Here is a 16,745-nt window from a genome sequence, read left to right on the forward strand (position 1 = left end):
TGCTTGATAGTATGCTTACGGAGTCAGCTGCTTGATGGCGGCCTTTATCTGCGTCACCCGCGCCGCCAGGTCCGGCATGGCGGCGGTGATCTTCAGTTTATCCTGTCCATTCAGCTTGATCTGGCGGTTCTTCTGTATCAGCTCGATGATGCGCATCGGATCGATCGGCGGCTTGGCCATGAATTGCAGGCTGGCGGCCTCGGTATGCGCGTCGATCTTGATGATGCCCACCGTCTTGGCGGCGATGCGCAGGCGGTGCGTTTCGATCAGCGCCTTCACCGGGTCCGGCAGCTTGCCGAAGCGGTCGATCAGCTCTTCCTGCAAGTCGTCGATCTTGCCTTGCGATGCGCAATTCGCCATGCGCTTGTAAATCGATAGCCGCTCGTGGACATCGCCGCAGAAATCAGCCGGCAGCAGCGCCGGCACGTGCAGATTGATCTCGGTGGTGGTGGCCAGCGGCGCCGCCAGATCCGGCTCCTTGCCGGCCTTGAGCGAGCGCACCGCTTCGTTCAGCATGTCCGAGTATAGCTGGAATCCGATCTCGGTCATCTCGCCGGACTGGTTGTCGCCGAGGACTTCGCCGGCGCCGCGGATTTCCAGGTCGTGCATGGCCAGGTAGAAGCCGCTGCCCAGTTCCTCCATCTGCTGGATGGCGTCCAGGCGGCGCTGCGCCTGCTTGGTCAGCGACTGCACGTCGTGCACCAGCAGGTAGGCATAGGCCTGGTGGTGCGAACGGCCGACGCGGCCGCGCAGCTGGTGCAGCTGCGCCAGGCCGAACTTGTCGGCGCGGTGCATGATGATGGTGTTCGCGGTCGGCACGTCGATACCGGTTTCGATAATTGTCGTGCACAGCAGGATGTTGTAGCGCTGGGCGACGAAATCGCGCATCACTTTTTCCAGGTCGCGTTCGTGCATCTGGCCGTGGGCCACGGCGATGCGCGCTTCCGGCAGCAGCTCGGTCAGCATCGCCATGCGGTTCTGGATGGTCTCGACCTCGTTGTGCAGGAAGTAGACCTGGCCGCCGCGTTTCAGTTCACGCAGGCAGGCCTCGCGGATGATCGATTCGCCCTCGCTGCGCACGAAGGTCTTGATCGCCAACCGTTTTTGCGGCGCGGTGGCGATGACCGAGAAATCGCGCAGGCCTTCCAGCGCCATGCCCAGCGTGCGCGGGATCGGCGTGGCGGTCAGCGTCAGCACGTCGACTTCGGCGCGCAGCGATTTCAAGGCTTCCTTCTGGCGCACGCCGAAACGGTGCTCCTCGTCGATGATGACCAGGCCGAGACGGGTGAACTTGACGTCGTCCGACAGCAGCTTGTGGGTGCCGATGATGATGTCCAGCGTGCCGTCGGCCATGCCCTTGATCGCCTGCGCGATCTCCTTGCCGGTGCGGAAGCGCGACATCTCTGCGATGCGCACCGGCCAGTCGGCGAAGCGGTCGGCGAAGGTTTGCGCATGCTGTTCGGCCAGCAGCGTGGTCGGCGCCAGGATGGCCACCTGCTTGCCGCCCATGACGGCGATGAAGGCGGCGCGCAGCGCCACCTCGGTCTTGCCGAAACCGACGTCGCCGCACACCAGGCGGTCCATCGGTTTGCCCGAGGTCATATCCTTGATGACGTTGTTGATGGCTTCCTGCTGGTCCGGCGTTTCGTCGAAGCCGAAGCTGTCGGCGAAGCGCTCGTAGTCGTGCGCCGAGTATTCGAACGAGTGACCCTGGCGCAGCGCGCGGCGGGCGTAGAGGTTCAGCAGCTCGGCGGCGGTGTCGCGCACCTGTTCGGCGGCCTTGCGCTTGGCTTTCTCCCACTGGCCGGAACCGAGCGTGTGCAGCGGCGCGTCGTCCGGCGAGGCGCCGGAGTAGCGCGAGATCACGTGCAGCTGCGAGACCGGCACATACAGCTTGGTCTCCTTGGCGTATTCCAGGTGCAGGAATTCGGCGTCGCCTTCGCCCAGGTCCATGGTGGTCAGGCCCATGTAGCGGCCGATGCCGTGGTTGATGTGCACCACCGGATCGCCGATCTTCAGCTCCGACAAGTCGCGCACCATCGATTCGACCTGCGTGACGGCTTCCTGCTTCTTCTTGCCGACGCGGCGGCCGGAGCCGGCATACAGCTCGGTCTCCGTGATGAAGATCAGATTCGCCTTCGGCAGCGACAGCTCGAAGCCGGCGTGCAGCGGCGCCACGCCCAGCGCCAGCTTGGCGTCCGAGGCGATAAAGCCGTCGAAGCCTTCGACCGGCGCCAGTTCCAGGTTGTATTCGTTGAAGTACTGCTGCAGCGTTTCGCGGCGGCCGTTGGATTCGGCGCAGATCATCACGCGGCTGCCGGACTGCATCAGGTAGGCGCGCAGATTGGTCAGCGGGTCTTCCAGATGGCGGTTGACGGCGATGTTGGGCACCGGCGCCGACAGCTCGGAAGCGCCGGCGTCCGGATTGTTGCGGATGGCGATCTGCGGATACGGCTTGGCCAGCACGAAGAACTGTTCATCGGACAGGAACAGCTCTTCCGGCGCCATCAGCGGACGTTCGCGGTCGGCCTTCAGGAAGCGGTAGCGCGAATTGGTGTCGGTCCAGAAGCGCTTGATGGCCGCTTCGATGTCGCCGACGGTGGCGACCACCGCGCCTTGCGGCAGATATTCGAACAGCGTGGCGGTCTGGTCGAAGAACAGCGGCAGGTAGTATTCGATACCGGCGGAGGCGATGCCGCTGCTGATGTCCTTGTAGATCACCGCGCGCGACGGATCGCCTTCGAAGTGTTCGCGCCAGCGGCTGCGGAAGGCGGTGCGCGAGGCTTCGTCCATCGGGAACTCGCGGCCCGGCAGCAGGCGCACCTGCTTGACCGGGTACAGCGAGCGCTGGGTGTCGGCGTCGAAGGTGCGGATGGTTTCGATGGTGTCGCCGAACAGGTCGAGGCGGTAGGGCAGGGCGGAACCCATCGGGAACAGGTCGATCAGACCGCCGCGCACCGAGTATTCGCCGGGCGACATCACCTGCGTCACGTGGGTGTAGCCGGCCAGCGACAACTGCGATTTCAGGCGCGCCTCGTCCAGCGATTCGCCCTGCTGGAAGAAGAAGGTGTAGGCGGCCAGGAACGACGGCGGCGCCATGCGCACCAGCGCGGTGGTGGCCGGCACCAGCATGACGTCGCACTGGCCGCTGGAGATTTCATGCAGCGTGGCCAGGCGCTCGGACACCAGGTCCTGGTGCGGCGAGAAGGCGTCGTAGGGCAGCGTTTCCCAGTCCGGCAGCAGGTGGCAGCGCAGCTGCGCGCCGCCGAACCACGGGATTTCGTCGAGCAGGCGCTGGGCGTCGCTGGCGTTGGCCACGACCACCGCCAGCATCTGGCCACGGGATTTGAGTTCGAGCGCGAGTTGCGCGAGGGCGTAAGCGTCCGCCGAGCCGTGCAGCGCGGGCAGGGCAAAACGGTTGCCGGGTTTGGGAATGGATTTAGTTAAGGCTGACGACACAACACACATTCAACGGTTATCCCGGCATCGCCGGGTGGCAATGCCGCTGCCGACATTATAGACGAAGCCCCTAGCGGTTGGCGACGCCGAACGGGATATGCACCATCGGGATGTTGCCGGCCGGGGATTGCAGGTGGCTCAGTTGGTCGTCGAAGAACATGTGCGGCTTGAAGATGCTCAGCACGCGCGCCTTTTCCATGCCGCCCAAAAAGAAGGTTTCGTTGGCCGACACGCCCCAGCTTTTCAGCGTCGTCACCACCCGCTCGTGCGACGGCGCGCTGCGCGCCGTGATGATGGCGATGCGCAGGATTTTTTTGTACGATGGATCGTCGCGCTGCGCGTCTTCCTCCAGCTGCTGCATGGCCGACAGCTTGCGGAACAGGTCGGCCAGCGGTCCCGGCTGGTGCGGGATGGCGACGCGCGCGCTTTCGTGGGCGTGGAATTCGCCGACGTCGTTGTTGCGCTTGAATATAGTTTCAGATTCGTCGTCGGCGATCACGCCGTCGAAGTCAAAGGCGATGCGCAGTTCGCCGTCGGCGTCGTCGTCCTCGGTGCGCGACGGCAGCACCAGGCCGGCCGGATGGTGCGCGGCCAAGGCGTTGCGCACGTCTTCCTCGTTGGCGCTGAGGAACAGCGAGGTGTTGAAGGCCGGCAGGTAGGTGTACGGCGACTGCCCGGTCAGGAAGCAGGCGCGCGAGATGTCCAGGCCGTAGTGGGCGATCGAATTCATCACGCGCAGGCCGGTCTCCGGCGAATTGCGCGAAAACAGCACCACCTCCACCGGCGAGCTTTGCGGATGGTGCTTGTTGATGCTGAGGAAGCGGCGGATGAAGGGAAAGGCCACGCCCTTGTCGAGCACGGTGGCGATCTGTTCTTCCTGATACTTGCGGTAGGCTTCCGGACCATGCTCCAGGTACACCTGGTGCGAGGCGGTCAGGTCAAACAGGGCGCTGGAGGCGATGCCGATCACCAGCTTGTGCTCGATAGGATAGGGCATGGGGCTGCGGTCAGTGGACGATGAGCGCTACTGTAACCGATTCGGCGCCCGTCCTGTTTTGATTTCTTTTCTGCAATTTAGGCATTGCCTCCCGGCAGTCACTGCGCTACATTGACAGTTCATTACCATGGATGCTGTTGTGCTGAATCTCGATACCCTTTTGCTGGTCCAAATCTGCGTGACGGTGCTGACCACGGCCTTGCTGGTGGCCGCCGCCTGTTATACCGAAAGCCCGCCCGAACAACGCTGGTGGGCCGGCGGCAACGTGGTGACCTGCGTCGGCCTGGCGCTGAGCAGCATGGTCACGCTGCCGGTGCTGATCCATGGCGTGCTGGGCTACGGCGTCATCGCGCTGGGCCTGGGCCTGGTGCTGCGCGGCCTGCGCGTGCACTGTTCGGCGACCTTGTCGTGGACCTTTATCGCGGCCCTGGTCGGCATCGCGCTGCTGATACCCGCCTACTTCACGCTGGTGGCGCCCAGCCTGCGCGCGCGGCTGTGCTTCAGCGGTTTTTACTTTGCCATCCTGAACTGGATGTGCGCGGTGGTGGTGGCGCGGCATGGCGTGTGGCGCGTCAGCGGCATCAGCCTGGCCGGTTTCATTTTGCTTGGTCTGGCGCTGTTCCTGCGCGGCGTGCACATGCTGCTGCATACCGATCCGGCCGACACCACCAGCTCGCTGGTGATGGGACTGAGCACGCTGGCGATTCCGCTGGCGCAGATCTGCATCGCCTTCGGCCTGATCCAGATGGTGATGTGGCGCTACGCCGAGCGCTTGCGGCGGCTGTCGACGCTCGATGCGCTGACCGGGGCGCTGAACCGCGCCGGCCTGGAGATCCAGGGCAAGCGCGTCGGCCTGCGCGCGCTGCGCGCGGCGCGCAGCCTGGCGGTGATCATGATCGACGTCGACAACTTCAAGGTCATCAACGATACCCACGGCCATCCGGTGGGCGACGAGGTGCTGCGCCATCTGGCCAGGCTGGTCAAGCTGGAACTGCGGCCGCACGATTTGCTGGCGCGCTTCGGCGGCGAGGAGTTCGTGCTGGTGCTCGACGGCGTCAATCTGGCGGCGGCGCTGAACGTGGCCGAACGCCTGCGCGCGCGCATCGAATCGGAGGTTGTCGAATTGGACAACTTGTCGGTTCGCTACACCGCCAGCATGGGCGTGGTCTGCTCGGACGAGCACAGCTACGACCTGATCCGCCTGATTTCCGCCGGCGACGCCGCCATGTACGACGCCAAACGCGCCGGCCGCAACAAGGTCATCGCCGTGTGAGATTGTGCGTGGCGCGCCACACCCGCGACGAATGTGATTGACGCACACATTGTCGGGGCCGCATATTAGTTGGACAGAATCAATATTCACCAATTCTAACTAACGGCCACTGGCGGGAGTGCGGGGATGTTCAGGAATTTACTCATCAAGTGGAAGTTGGCGACGCTGGTGGCGATCATGATGGTGGCGCTGCTGGTGGTGGGCGCGGCCGGGTATCGCGGCATCGTCAAGGTGGGCGGGGCGGTCAATGAAATCGGCGTGGTGCGGCTGCCGTCGATCCAGGGCCTGCTGGTGATGAGCGAAGGCCAGACCGCGGTGTCGGCCGCCACGCTGTACGTGGGCACCTGGTCGCACGAATACCAATCGCAGGACAAGTTCGCCGAGGCGATCGAAATGCGCAAGAAGGCCTGGGCGAATATCGACCGCGGCTGGAAGCGCTACGAGCCGCTGCCGCAGACGGCCGAGGAATCGGTGCTGTGGAAGCAGTTCACCGGCGAATGGGCGGAATGGAAGGCGGCCGACGACAAGCTCGGCGCCATCATCGCCAAGCTGGCGGCCAACAAGGACGAGCAGACGCAGAACGCCTTGTTCGGCGAGTTCTACCAGGTGTTCAATCCGTCGCGCGCGCTGTTCCGCAAGGCCGAGGCCACGCTGATGAAGATCGAGCGCCTGAACGAAGGCGTGTCCGACGCCAGCGTGCAGGAAGGCATGGCGGCGATCAGCAGCGCCGAGTGGGCGATGCTGATTGCGGCGGTGATCGCGGCGGCGGTGGCGATCGGTTGCGCGGTGTATATCGCCGGCGCCATCACCAATCCGATCAACGAGGCGGTGCGCGTGGCGCAGACCGTCGCGTCGGGCGACCTGACCAGTCGCATCGAGGTGGCGACCAGGGAAGAAACCGGTCAGTTGCTGGGCGCGCTGAAGGAGATGAACGATAGCCTGATCCGCATCGTCGGCCAGGTGCGCAGCGGTACGGACACGATCGCCACGGCGTCGGCCGAAATCGCCAGCGGCAATCTGGACCTGTCGTCGCGCACCGAGGAGCAGGCCAGCTCGCTGGAGGAGACCGCGTCGTCGATGGAGGAGTTGACCTCGACCGTGCGGCAGAATGCGGACAATGCGCGCCAGGCCAACACGCTGGCGGCGTCGGCGTCCGGTGTGGCGCAGCGCGGCGGCGATGTGGTGGCGCGCGTGGTCGAGACCATGGATTCGATCAATGCGTCGTCGTCCAAGATTGTGGATATTATCGCGGTCATTGATGGCATCGCGTTCCAGACCAACATCCTGGCGCTGAATGCGGCGGTGGAGGCGGCGCGCGCCGGCGAGCAGGGACGCGGCTTTGCCGTGGTGGCGGGCGAGGTGCGCACGCTGGCCCATCGTTCGGCGGCGGCGGCCAAGGAGATCAAGGAACTGATCGGCGACTCGGTGGAGAAGGTCGGCGCCGGCAGCAAACTGGTGGAAGAGGCTGGCGCGACCATGGGCGAGATCGTCACCAGCGTGCAGCGCGTGACCGACATCATGGGCGAGATCAGCATGGCCACGCAGGAGCAGAGCACCGGCATCGACCAGATCAACATGGCGGTGGGGCAGATGGACACGGTGACGCAGCAGAACGCGGCGCTGGTGGAGCAGGCGGCTGCTGCGGCGGCCTCGCTGCAGGAGCAGGCGGCGGGATTGGCGGAGGTGGTCAGCGTGTTCCGTATGGAAGAGTCGCAGGCGCCGCGCAAGCCGGTGATGGCGGTGCGCCGCACGCCGGTCGCCGCCACCGCGCCGCGCGCCGCAGCGGTATCGGCGCCACGCCCGGCGCTGAAATCGACAGCCGCCAAGGCCGCCGCCAAGCCGCCCGCCAAGCAAATGGCGACGGCCTCGGCCGACGATTGGGAAGAGTTCTAACCAATAATAAAGCAAGCCACTATCTGGCACAGCAGCACCCTGAAGCAGCCCTCGCGGCTGCTTTTTTTCGTTTGATGCAGCTCAACTTGGTGGCGGGCGCGGATGTTAGTTTGGTAGTTCACCGATAGCGTCCTCAAGGAGCTTTCATGCCAAACACCAATGAAAACGAGCGCGTTGAAAATGCCGCCCGCAGCGCCTATGATGCGGTGATCGAAAAGCGCATCGCGGCAGTGGAGACAGACGTGGCCGTCATACGAAACAGCTTTGCCACCAAAGAGGATGCGCAGCGCATCCTGACGCTGCTGTACGATCAAAAACTGGAGTTCAAGACAGCAGAGGGAGCGCTGCGGGAAGATTTTCACGCGGCCTTCGCCAGACACCGAGAGGAATGGAGTGCCGCGCTGGCGAAACAGCGGGAAGAGTTCAATGCGGCTTTGGCCAAGCAGAAAGAAGAGTTTAATGGCGCTTTGGCCAAGCAAAAAGAAGAGCTTAATGCCGCTTTGGCCAAGCAGAGAGAAGAATTTAATGCCGCGTTAGCGAAGCAGCGCGACGAATTTAACGTCGCACTAGCCAAGCAGCGGGAGTATATCGATGCCGCGCTGGCGCAGCTTCGCGTTGACATCCTCGCCGGGCAACTGGATATGCAGAAGACGATGATGAACCATATGTGGAAACTCTACGGCTTCGCCTCGCTGGTGGTGGGCGGCGTCTATTACATCGCCCGCTACGTGCACTGATCACTCATAGGCTGGCAGGCGTTTCTGTTCGTCGGCGCTGAAGGCGGCGTCGCGCAGTTGTTGGAGGGCGGCTTCGTCGGTGGTGGCTCGGCGCTGGGCCTGGTAGGTGGCGATGCGGCGCTGCCAGTCGGCTTCCTCGCGGTCGACCTCGGCCAGGCGCGCGGCGGCGGCGGGAGAGAGGGCGGCCGCGCGCATGCGGTAGATTTCGTTATCGTCGGCGCCTTTCGCGCGGGCCTGGCTGACGGCTTCCTCCAGCCGGATCACGCGTGTCGGCGCCTCTTTTTCTTCCCTGGCTTTTTGCGGCAGGCGCGCGTCGAGCGCGGCCAGTTGCTGCTTGCGCTGCGCTTCGCTCAAGCCGGCATCGCTGTTGATTTCCAGCCGCGCGATGGCGTCCAGGTCGTAGGCGTCGCTGGCGCTGAACAGGCCGGCGATTTCCTCGCTGCTGAAGTAGACCGTGCGCAGTTGCTGCATCGCCGTCAGCCGTGCGCGGGCGCGCTGGGCGGGATCGGCCTGCGCCGGCAGCCCGCGCTCGACGTCCACCAGCGCGCGCTTGTACGCCAGGTAGGCATCCAGCAGGCGGCGCGCTTCGGCGGCGGGCGCGGGACGCAGGCGGCGCTCCAGCTCGCGGATGATCTCGCTGCGGATGTCGTCCAGCGACCGCTCGCCGAGACCGGCCAGGTAGTAATCGAACAGATAGGCCAGCTCCGCGTTGACTTCCAGCTGGTCGTCCGCATTGGCGCGCACCGCGCCGTCCGGCTGCGTGCCGGCGGCCGAGCGCACAAAGGCGAAGTAGTCCGCGTCGGCAGCGGCAACCGGCGCCGCCGGCGCCTCATGGCGCGCGACCAGCAGCCAGCCGACGCCGGCCGCGACCGCGACCAGCGCGGCAACGCGCAGCATGGCCCGCATCAGAGTCCCAGCCCCTGCAGGCGGTTGGCCTGCTGGCGATACAGCGTCACCGGATTGGTCTCGAACAGATTGGTGATGCCGATCAGCTGGTTGACCTCGTCCAGGTGGTTCAGCGCATAGTCGTCGCGGATCACCCGGCCCAGGTGGCTGGAGCAGCTGCTGACCAGGCCGTCGTTCTTGGCGCCGTTGAAGGCCAGCGCGGTCAGCGCCAGCACCGGATCGCTGGCGTCCAGCACATTGGTGTAGGGCTGCGCGCCGCTCCACGAGAAGTAGTAGACGCCGCGCACCTGGTACTCGCCCTCGCCGCAGGCCGAGGTCGGCACGCCGGCCGGATGGCGCGTGTTGAATGCGGCCGTGCCGGCGGTGCTCAGCGAGGTCGCCGCCGCCCGCGCATTCTGCGGCAGGGTCGGGCTGCCGGACAGGAAGCTGATCAGCCCCGAGACCGCATTGGCCACGCTGTAGGTCACGTCCGGCACCGCGCCAATCAGCACATCGGCCACGCGCGAGCCCTTGTTGACGCCGCCCACGCTGGTGACCGACGCCACCAGGTCCGGCCGCACCGACGCCACATAGCGCGCGGTCGGCGCGCCGTGGCTATGGCCGATCAGGTTGACCTTGCTGGCGCCGGTGGCGGCCAGGATCTGCTTGACCTGCAACAGCAGCTGTTCGCCGCGCACCTCGGTGCTGTTGGCGGCCGATACCGAGGTCACGTAGACGTCGGCGCCGCCGCTGCGCAGCGCCGGGGCGATGCCGTAGAAATAATCCACCGGACCGACGCTGTCGAAGCCGAACAGGCCGTGCACCAGCACGATCGGATACTTGGTCTGCGTGTAGCCGGCCGCCCACGACGGCGCCGGCAAGGCGGTGAACAGGATCAGGAACAGGGCCAGGCACTGCATGATGCGTTGTCTCATGGTGGTCTCCGATGGTGGTATTGTTGTAGTGTCCGGGCGCGGCCCGGTTACAAAATGTAGCACCGGCGATCAGGCCTTGCAGTCCGCACGCACGGCCCCGGGAGCCAATTTGCTGGCCTCGTGAGCATGCGCAAATGCCTGCGCTATAATCATAATCAAAAATAAACCATCGAGACAACCTTGCCGGCCCACTTCGACTTCCAACAATTCCAGGCCATGACGCCGCTTGACGGCGTCAATATCTGGGCGTATATGCTCGACCGCCATGCCGACCGCATCACGGTCAAGCGCCGCAAGCCGGCGCTGGAGAACCTGGAGAAAATCTTCAACGCCACCTTCAAGCTGGCCAACGAGGTCGGCTTCCGCGCCATGAACCTGCGCGACCTGTGCGGCGAGACCGGGCTGTCGATGGGCGGCCTGTACGGCTACATCAGCAGCAAGGACCAGCTGGCGGAGATGATCGAGGACGTGGTGCGCCACGCCACGCACGAGGTGCCGAAGATGTTCGCCGACATCGCCGATCCGCTCGACCGCATCGAGGCGCTGATGCGCGCGTCGATCTATGTGTCGGAGATTTTGCAGCCGTGGTTTTACTTCGTCTTCATGGATTCGCGCGTGCTGCAGGCGGAGCAGCGCGGCACGGCAAAGGAGTCGGAGCTGTATGTGCAGTCGCTGTTTGCCGACGCCATCGCGCAGATTCCGACGCCGCGCGGCGGTCCGGACCTGGTGGCCGCGCACATCCTGGCCATGTTCCAGGACTGGTACGTCAAGCGCTGGAAGTACCGCGCCGCCGACGTCGACCCCGACCGCTTCGCCGACAGCGCCGTGCGCATGATGCGCGGTTACCTGGCGGCGTGAACCCCAGAGAATGGGGTCTGACCCCGTACGGGGTCAGACCCCTGCCTGCGGTGTGCGGGTTTAGCGATTCCCGCACACGCCGCGGAAAACCAGCCCCTTGACCCGCTGTTGACCCTGGGGTGCCGTTTTAGCGTTTCGGACCGGTCGGCACCGGCTGGATATTCTCGGCGTTCGGCGTCACAGCCGGCGCCGGCGCCGCTGGAGCGACCGGCGCGCCCGGCGTCAACGGCTCGCCCGGCGTGACGTTCTCCGCGCCCGGCGGCACATCATCCATATCCAGCGTATGACGCGCGGCGTCGCCGGTGAACTCGTCGTACAGCCATTCGCCATCCACCTGCGTCAGCCCAGCCGGCAGCGGACGTTCCTGCGGCGGACGGTTCTGCATCGCCACCTTCATGTAGTCGATCCAGATCGGCAGCGCCGCCGTGGCGCCGAATTCCTTGCCGCCCAGCGAGCGCGAGTCGTCAAAGCCCATCCACGACACGGCCACGATGCCGCCGCCGTAGCCGGCGAACCAGCCGTCGACCGCGTCGCTCGACGTACCGGTCTTGCCGGCCAGGTCAGGGCGGCCCAGGCGCGCCACGGCGCCGCCGGTGCCGGTGCGGGTCACCTGGCGCAGCATCGAGTCGGTGACGTAGGCGTTGCGCGGGTCGATCACGCGGGCATCGTCCGGCAGCGTTTCGCGCGGCTTGGCTTCCGAGATGACCTTGCCGTCGCCGTCGACGATCCTGGCGATCAAATACGGCTCAACCGAATAGCCGCCGTTGGCGAACACCGAGTAGGCGCCGGCCAGCTGCGCCGGCGTCACCGAGCCGGTGCCCAGCGCCATGGTCAGGTTCTTCGGATGCTTGGCCAGGTCGAAGCCGAACTTGCCCAGGTAGCTGTGCGCATACGGCACGGTGATGGCGCGCAGGATGCGCACCGACACCACGTTCTTCGATTCCGACAGCGCCGTGCGCATGCTGATCGGGCCATCGAACTTGCCGTCGTCGTTCTTCGGCGACCAGGCTTCGTTGCCGGTTTCGGCGCCGGTCAGGTTCAGCGGCGCATCGTTGATGATGGTGGCCGGCGAGAAGCCGCGCTCCAGCGCCGCCGAGTACACGAACGGCTTGATCGAGGAGCCGGGCTGGCGCCAGGCCTGCGTCACGTGGTTGAACTTCTGCAGGTTGAAGTCGAAGCCGCCCACCATCGCGTGGTAGCCGCCGGTGACCGAGTCGATCGAGACGAAGGCCGCCGACACCTGCGGCACCTGGGTGATGGCCCAGCCGCCCTTATCGCCCTGCATGATGCGCACCACGGCGCCGGGACGCAGGCGCACCGTGTCCTTGGCCTTGTCGCTCAGCGCGCCGGCGACCAGGCGCAGGCCGTCGCCGCTGATGGTGATTTCCTCGCCCGATGGATTCTGCACCTTGACCGCTTTCGGGCCGGCGTCCAGCACCACGGCCGGAATCAGGCCGTCGCTGCTCGGGCGCTTCTGCAGCGCTTCTTCGATGGCGTCGTCGCGTTCGTCCTCGTTGGTCGGCAGCGTGATCACCGCTTCCGGGCCGCGGTAGCCGTGGCGTTGGTCGTAGTTCAGCACATTGCGGCGCATCGATTCGTAGGCGGCCTTCTGGTCGGCCTTCAGGATCGTGGTGTAGACGCTGATGCCCCTGGTGTACGACTCTTCCTTGAACTGGGCGTAGACGGTCTGGCGCGCCAGTTCGGCCACGTATTCGGCGTGGACGTCGAAGTCCTGGCCCTTGCGGCTGATGTGCAGCGTTTCGTGCATCGCCTTCTGGTACTGCGCGTCGGTGATGTAATCGAGGTCGCGCATGGCTTTCAGCACGACTTGCTGGCGTTGCTTGGCGCGTTTCGGATTGACGGCCGGGTTGTGGCGCGCGGGATTTTGCGGCAGGCCGGCCAGCATCGCCGTTTCCGCCACGTCCAGGTCTTTCAGCGGCTTGCCGAAATAGGTCTGGGCGGCGCTGCCGAAGCCGAACGAGCGCTGACCCAGGTAGATCTGGTTCATGTACAGCTCGAGGATCTGGTCCTTGTTGAGCGCCGCCTCGATTTTCATCGCCAGCATCACTTCGGTCAGCTTGCGGCTGAAGAATTTGTCGCGCGTCAGGAAGAAGTTGCGCGCCACCTGCATGGTGATGGTGGAGCCGCCCTGGCGCAGCGCGCCGCCCAGGTTGGCCTTGGCCGCGCCCATGGCGCGCACCCAGTCGATGCCGTGGTGTTCGTAGAAGCGCTTGTCCTCGATCGCCAGCAGCGATTTTTTCATCAGCTCCGGCATGTCCTTGATCGGGATGAAGTCGCGGTGCTCTTCGCCGAATTCGCCGATCAGGGCGTTGTCGGCGGTGTAGACGCGCAGTGGGATCTTCGGCCGGTAGTCGGTGATGGTGTCGAGCGACGGCAGGTTCGGCGCCACGTACAGCAGCAGGTAGGCCAGCAGCAGGCCGCCGCCCACCAGGACGGCCAGGCCGGCGGCGACGGCGGCGCGGATCAGGTTACGGCGGGTCAGCCACTGGGACAGGGTGCTAGTCGTTGTCAAAACATTATCCGTTGAATGCAGAAGTATGGGCGATTATAGATCAAGCCTATTGTTACTTGGCGTCACTTGACGTAACGTACAGGTATAGTGATCCAAAGGGACCATATGGCGGAACCCCAGCACATACTCGATTGCGATGTCCTGATCATCGGCGGCGGCATCAACGGCGCCGGCATTGCCCGTGATGCGGCGGGACGCGGGCTGTCGGTCGTCTTGTGCGAGAAGGACGATCTGGCGGCGCATACGTCGTCGGCGTCCACCAAGTTGATCCACGGCGGCCTGCGCTACCTGGAGTATTACGAATTCAGCCTGGTGCGCAAGGCGCTGATCGAGCGCGAGGTGCTGCTGCGCGCCGCGCCGCACATCATGTGGCCGCTGCGCTTCGTGATGCCGCATGCGCCGGGCCAGCGGCCGGCGTGGATGATACGCGCCGGGCTGTTTTTGTATGACCAGCTGGCGCGGCGCGAGCTGCTGCCGGCGTCGGCCGGTATCAACCTGCGCCGTCATGCGGCCGGCAAGCCGCTGAAGCCGGAATTCGAGCGCGGTTTCATTTATTCCGACGGCTGGGTCGACGATGCGCGGCTGGTGGTGCTGAACGCCATCGACGCCAGCGAGAAGGGCGCCACCATCCTGACCCAGGCCGTGTGCACCAAGCTGGAACGCAAGGCGGCCGACTGGGAGGCCACGCTGTTCAAGCCCAGTTGCGGCCAGATCCGCGTCAACGCGCGCTACGTGGTCAACGCGGCCGGGCCGTGGACCGCCGACCTGCTGCACGCGACGTTGCCGAAGGAGGGCGGCGGGCATCTGCGGCTGATCAAGGGCAGCCACATCATCGTCAAGCGCATCTTCGAGCATGACAACGCCTACATCTTCCAGCACCAGGACGGGCGCATCGTGTTTGCCATTCCGTACGAGGGCGAGTTCACGCTGATCGGCACCACCGACCTGGATTACCACGGCGACGCCAACCAGGTCGCGATTGGCGACGACGAGATCGCGTATCTGTGCCAGCTGGCCAGCCAGTACTTCGCCAAGCCGATTGTGCCGGCCGACGTGGTGTGGACCTATTCGGGCGTGCGGCCGCTGGTGGAGGATGGCGCCGACGCCAAGGCCGTCACGCGCGATTACCGGCTGGAGATCGACAGCCACGGGCCGCCGATCCTGAGCGTCTTCGGCGGCAAGATCACCACTTTCCGCAAGCTGGCGGAGGAAGCGGTGGACCACATCGCCAGGGCGCTGGACAAGCACCAGGGCGGCTGGACCCACAACGCCTGCCTGCCCGGCGGCGACCTGTTCGGCGCCGAGCCGTGCAACCGGTCGGTGCTGGACTTCGACAGCTGGTCGCGCGCACAGCAGGCGCGCTACAGCTGGCTGCCGCCGCAGCTGGTGGCGCGCTACTGCCGCACCTACGGCACCCGCCTGCACACGCTGCTGGCCGGGCGCGCCGACCTGGCCGCCATGGGCGAGGAAATCGCTCCCGGCCTCTATGAAGCCGAAGTGGAATACCAGCGCCGCTACGAATGGGCCCGCAGCGCCCAGGACATCCTCTGGCGCCGCACCAAGCTCGGCCTGCACCTGCCGCCCGAGACCGCCGACCGCCTGCAAGACTGGCTGAACGCCCATCCGCTGACCAGATAAATAAAAACGGCGCCCTCGGGCGCCGTTGGTTTTACTTCACACCGTGCATCAGCTTCTGGATCAGCGGGGCGATCAGGAACAGCAGCACGCCGCCGGCCATCAGCGACCAGAAGCCGAAGGTGTAGCCGTGCAGCGCCGAGGGCACCGACATGCCGCCTTCGCCCGACACCGCCGAGGCGAAGATGCCCGACAGGTTGTTGCCGATGCCGGTCGACAGGAACCAGCCGCCCATGCCCAGGCCCACCAGGCGCGTCGGCGCCAGCTTGGTCACCATCGACAGGCCGATCGGCGACAGGCACAGCTCGCCGATCGATTGCAGCACGTAGACCATGAACAGGGTCCAGAACGGGATCTTGTTGTTCATGTCCACCAGGCTCGACAGCGCGAACATCAGCAGCGCGAAGGCGGTGCCGTTGAAAATCAGGCCCAGGCCGAATTTACGCGGAATCGATGGGTTGGCGCGGCCCATGGCGACCCAGACGAAGGCCACCACCGGCGCGAAGGCGATGATTGCCAGCGAGTTGACGGTCTGGAACCAGGCCACCGGGAAGGTCCAGTTGAACATGTCGCGGTCGACGATTTTCTCGGCCAGGAAGGTGAACGAGCTACCGGCCTGCTCGAAGAAGCACCAGAACATGATGTTGAAGAAGAAGATCACCAGCATGGCGATGACCTTGTCGCGCGCCACTTTGCCGTTCTTGATGCCCTCGACCAGCAGCATCACCGACAGCAGCACGAACAGCACCGACAGCACCAGTTGCAGGTTCTTGGCGCCGGCCGCCAGCAGCGAGTACACCACCGGAATCACGCACAGCGAGCCGATCACCACGTACAGCAGGCGTTTCGGATCGGCGTTCTGCGCATCCGGCGCGCCGATGCCTTTCAGCTTGGCGCGGCCGATGTAGAACCATACCAGGCTGATCAGCATGCCGACGCCGGCCGACATGAACACCACTTTATACGCCGGCATGCCGCCGGTGCCGAACACGGTCGCCGCCAGCCACTCGGTCAGCACCGGTGCGACCAGCGCGCCGGAGTTGATGCCCATGTAAAAAATGGTAAAGCCGGAATCGCGGCGGGTGTCGGCGGTGCTGTACAGCTTGCCGACCATGGTCGAGATGTTCGGCTTGAACATGCCGTTGCCGACGATGATGGTCGCCAGACCGAACTGGAACACCGTCTCGTTGGGGAAGGCGATCATGAACAGGCCGGCCGCCATGAAGGCGGCGCCGACCAGGATCGAGCGCTGGTAGCCCAGCACGCGGTCGGCCACATAGCCGCCGAACAGCGCGGCCGCGTACACCAGCGCCAGGTAGGAGCCGTACACCAGGTTGGCCGAGGATTCGCCGGCCGCGTCGCCGTGGTAGAACTGGGCGACCACGTAGAGCACCAGGGCCCAGCGTATGCCGTAGAACGCGAAGCGTTCCCAGAATTCGGTCATGAACAACATCCACAGCGGAGCAGGGTGGCCCATGATCTGCTTGAATTCGGGAATAACAGCTTCCGTGTTGCTGGTGGTAGCACCGCTCATGCGGCT

The 16,745-nt window shown here is 65.1% G+C and carries 11 protein-coding genes; 5 read left to right on the plus strand and 6 right to left on the minus strand.

Going from position 1 to position 16,745, the window contains the following annotated elements; translation table 11 throughout:
- Positions 1–15: 15 nt before the first annotated feature.
- On the minus strand, positions 16–3,468 hold the full coding sequence (mfd, locus tag GJ695_RS14715; RefSeq protein WP_154365937.1) for a transcription-repair coupling factor: 3,453 nt from the start codon (positions 3,466–3,468) through the stop codon (positions 16–18).
- 61 nt (positions 3,469–3,529) lie between these two features.
- Positions 3,530–4,456: a 5'-nucleotidase gene (locus tag GJ695_RS14720; protein WP_154365939.1), complete on the minus strand. Its 927-nt coding sequence runs from the start codon at positions 4,454–4,456 to the stop codon at positions 3,530–3,532.
- A 160-nt stretch (positions 4,457–4,616) separates the two neighbouring features.
- Here GJ695_RS14720 and GJ695_RS14725 point away from each other — a divergent pair, with 160 nt between their 5' ends.
- The 3 genes from GJ695_RS14725 (at position 4,617) to GJ695_RS14735 (ending at position 8,359) form a co-directional block, all read left to right on the plus strand.
- Positions 4,617–5,729, plus strand: a complete 1,113-nt coding sequence (locus GJ695_RS14725; RefSeq protein WP_154365941.1) for a GGDEF domain-containing protein — start codon at positions 4,617–4,619, stop codon at positions 5,727–5,729.
- A gap of 126 nt (positions 5,730–5,855) precedes the next feature.
- Positions 5,856–7,622, plus strand: a complete 1,767-nt coding sequence (locus tag GJ695_RS14730) for a methyl-accepting chemotaxis protein (RefSeq protein ID WP_154365943.1) — start codon at positions 5,856–5,858, stop codon at positions 7,620–7,622.
- A 146-nt stretch (positions 7,623–7,768) separates the two neighbouring features.
- A complete protein-coding gene (locus GJ695_RS14735; protein ID WP_154365945.1) occupies positions 7,769–8,359 on the plus strand; it encodes a hypothetical protein in 591 nt (196 codons plus the stop codon).
- Here the strand turns inward: GJ695_RS14735 and GJ695_RS14740 are convergent, their stop codons facing one another.
- Positions 8,360–9,256: a lipase secretion chaperone gene (locus tag GJ695_RS14740; protein WP_229260534.1), complete on the minus strand. Its 897-nt coding sequence runs from the start codon at positions 9,254–9,256 to the stop codon at positions 8,360–8,362.
- A gap of 8 nt (positions 9,257–9,264) precedes the next feature.
- Entirely contained in the window at positions 9,265–10,179 is a 915-nt protein-coding gene (locus GJ695_RS14745; RefSeq protein WP_154365949.1) for a lipase family alpha/beta hydrolase, read from the minus strand.
- Between the two features lie 180 nt (positions 10,180–10,359).
- On the opposite strand from GJ695_RS14745, the gene GJ695_RS14750 reads away from it, so the two are divergent.
- Entirely contained in the window at positions 10,360–11,037 is a 678-nt protein-coding gene (locus GJ695_RS14750) for a TetR/AcrR family transcriptional regulator (protein ID WP_229260535.1), read from the plus strand.
- Between the two features lie 127 nt (positions 11,038–11,164).
- Here the strand turns inward: GJ695_RS14750 and GJ695_RS14755 are convergent, their stop codons facing one another.
- Entirely contained in the window at positions 11,165–13,570 is a 2,406-nt protein-coding gene (locus tag GJ695_RS14755; protein WP_229260536.1) for a penicillin-binding protein 1A, read from the minus strand.
- A gap of 105 nt (positions 13,571–13,675) precedes the next feature.
- Here GJ695_RS14755 and glpD point away from each other — a divergent pair, with 105 nt between their 5' ends.
- Positions 13,676–15,208, plus strand: coding sequence for a glycerol-3-phosphate dehydrogenase (gene glpD, locus GJ695_RS14760; RefSeq protein ID WP_154365951.1), 1,533 nt, complete (start codon positions 13,676–13,678; stop codon positions 15,206–15,208).
- A 31-nt stretch (positions 15,209–15,239) separates the two neighbouring features.
- Here glpD and GJ695_RS14765 read toward each other — a convergent pair whose 3' ends face one another.
- Positions 15,240–16,739: a peptide MFS transporter gene (locus GJ695_RS14765; protein WP_154365953.1), complete on the minus strand. Its 1,500-nt coding sequence runs from the start codon at positions 16,737–16,739 to the stop codon at positions 15,240–15,242.
- Positions 16,740–16,745: the final 6 nt, after the last annotated feature.

The organism is Duganella alba (assembly GCF_009674495.1).
Taxonomy (GTDB): domain Bacteria; phylum Pseudomonadota; class Gammaproteobacteria; order Burkholderiales; family Burkholderiaceae_D; genus Rugamonas; species Rugamonas alba.

Bases quoted from the DNA above. Each gene is read 5' to 3' on its own strand.
- mfd (WP_154365937.1), bottom strand. From the start codon at position 3,468: ATGTGTGTTGTGTCGTCAGCCTTAACTAAATCCATTCCCAAACCCGGC.
- GJ695_RS14720 (WP_154365939.1), bottom strand. From the start codon at position 4,456: ATGCCCTATCCTATCGAGCACAAGCTGGTGATCGGCATCGCCTCCAGC.
- GJ695_RS14730 (WP_154365943.1), top strand. From the start codon at position 5,856: ATGTTCAGGAATTTACTCATCAAGTGGAAGTTGGCGACGCTGGTGGCG.
- GJ695_RS14735 (WP_154365945.1), top strand. From the start codon at position 7,769: ATGCCAAACACCAATGAAAACGAGCGCGTTGAAAATGCCGCCCGCAGC.
- GJ695_RS14740 (WP_229260534.1), bottom strand. From the start codon at position 9,256: ATGCTGCGCGTTGCCGCGCTGGTCGCGGTCGCGGCCGGCGTCGGCTGG.
- GJ695_RS14745 (WP_154365949.1), bottom strand. From the start codon at position 10,179: ATGAGACAACGCATCATGCAGTGCCTGGCCCTGTTCCTGATCCTGTTC.
- glpD (WP_154365951.1), top strand. From the start codon at position 13,676: ATGGCGGAACCCCAGCACATACTCGATTGCGATGTCCTGATCATCGGC.
- GJ695_RS14765 (WP_154365953.1), bottom strand. From the start codon at position 16,739: ATGAGCGGTGCTACCACCAGCAACACGGAAGCTGTTATTCCCGAATTC.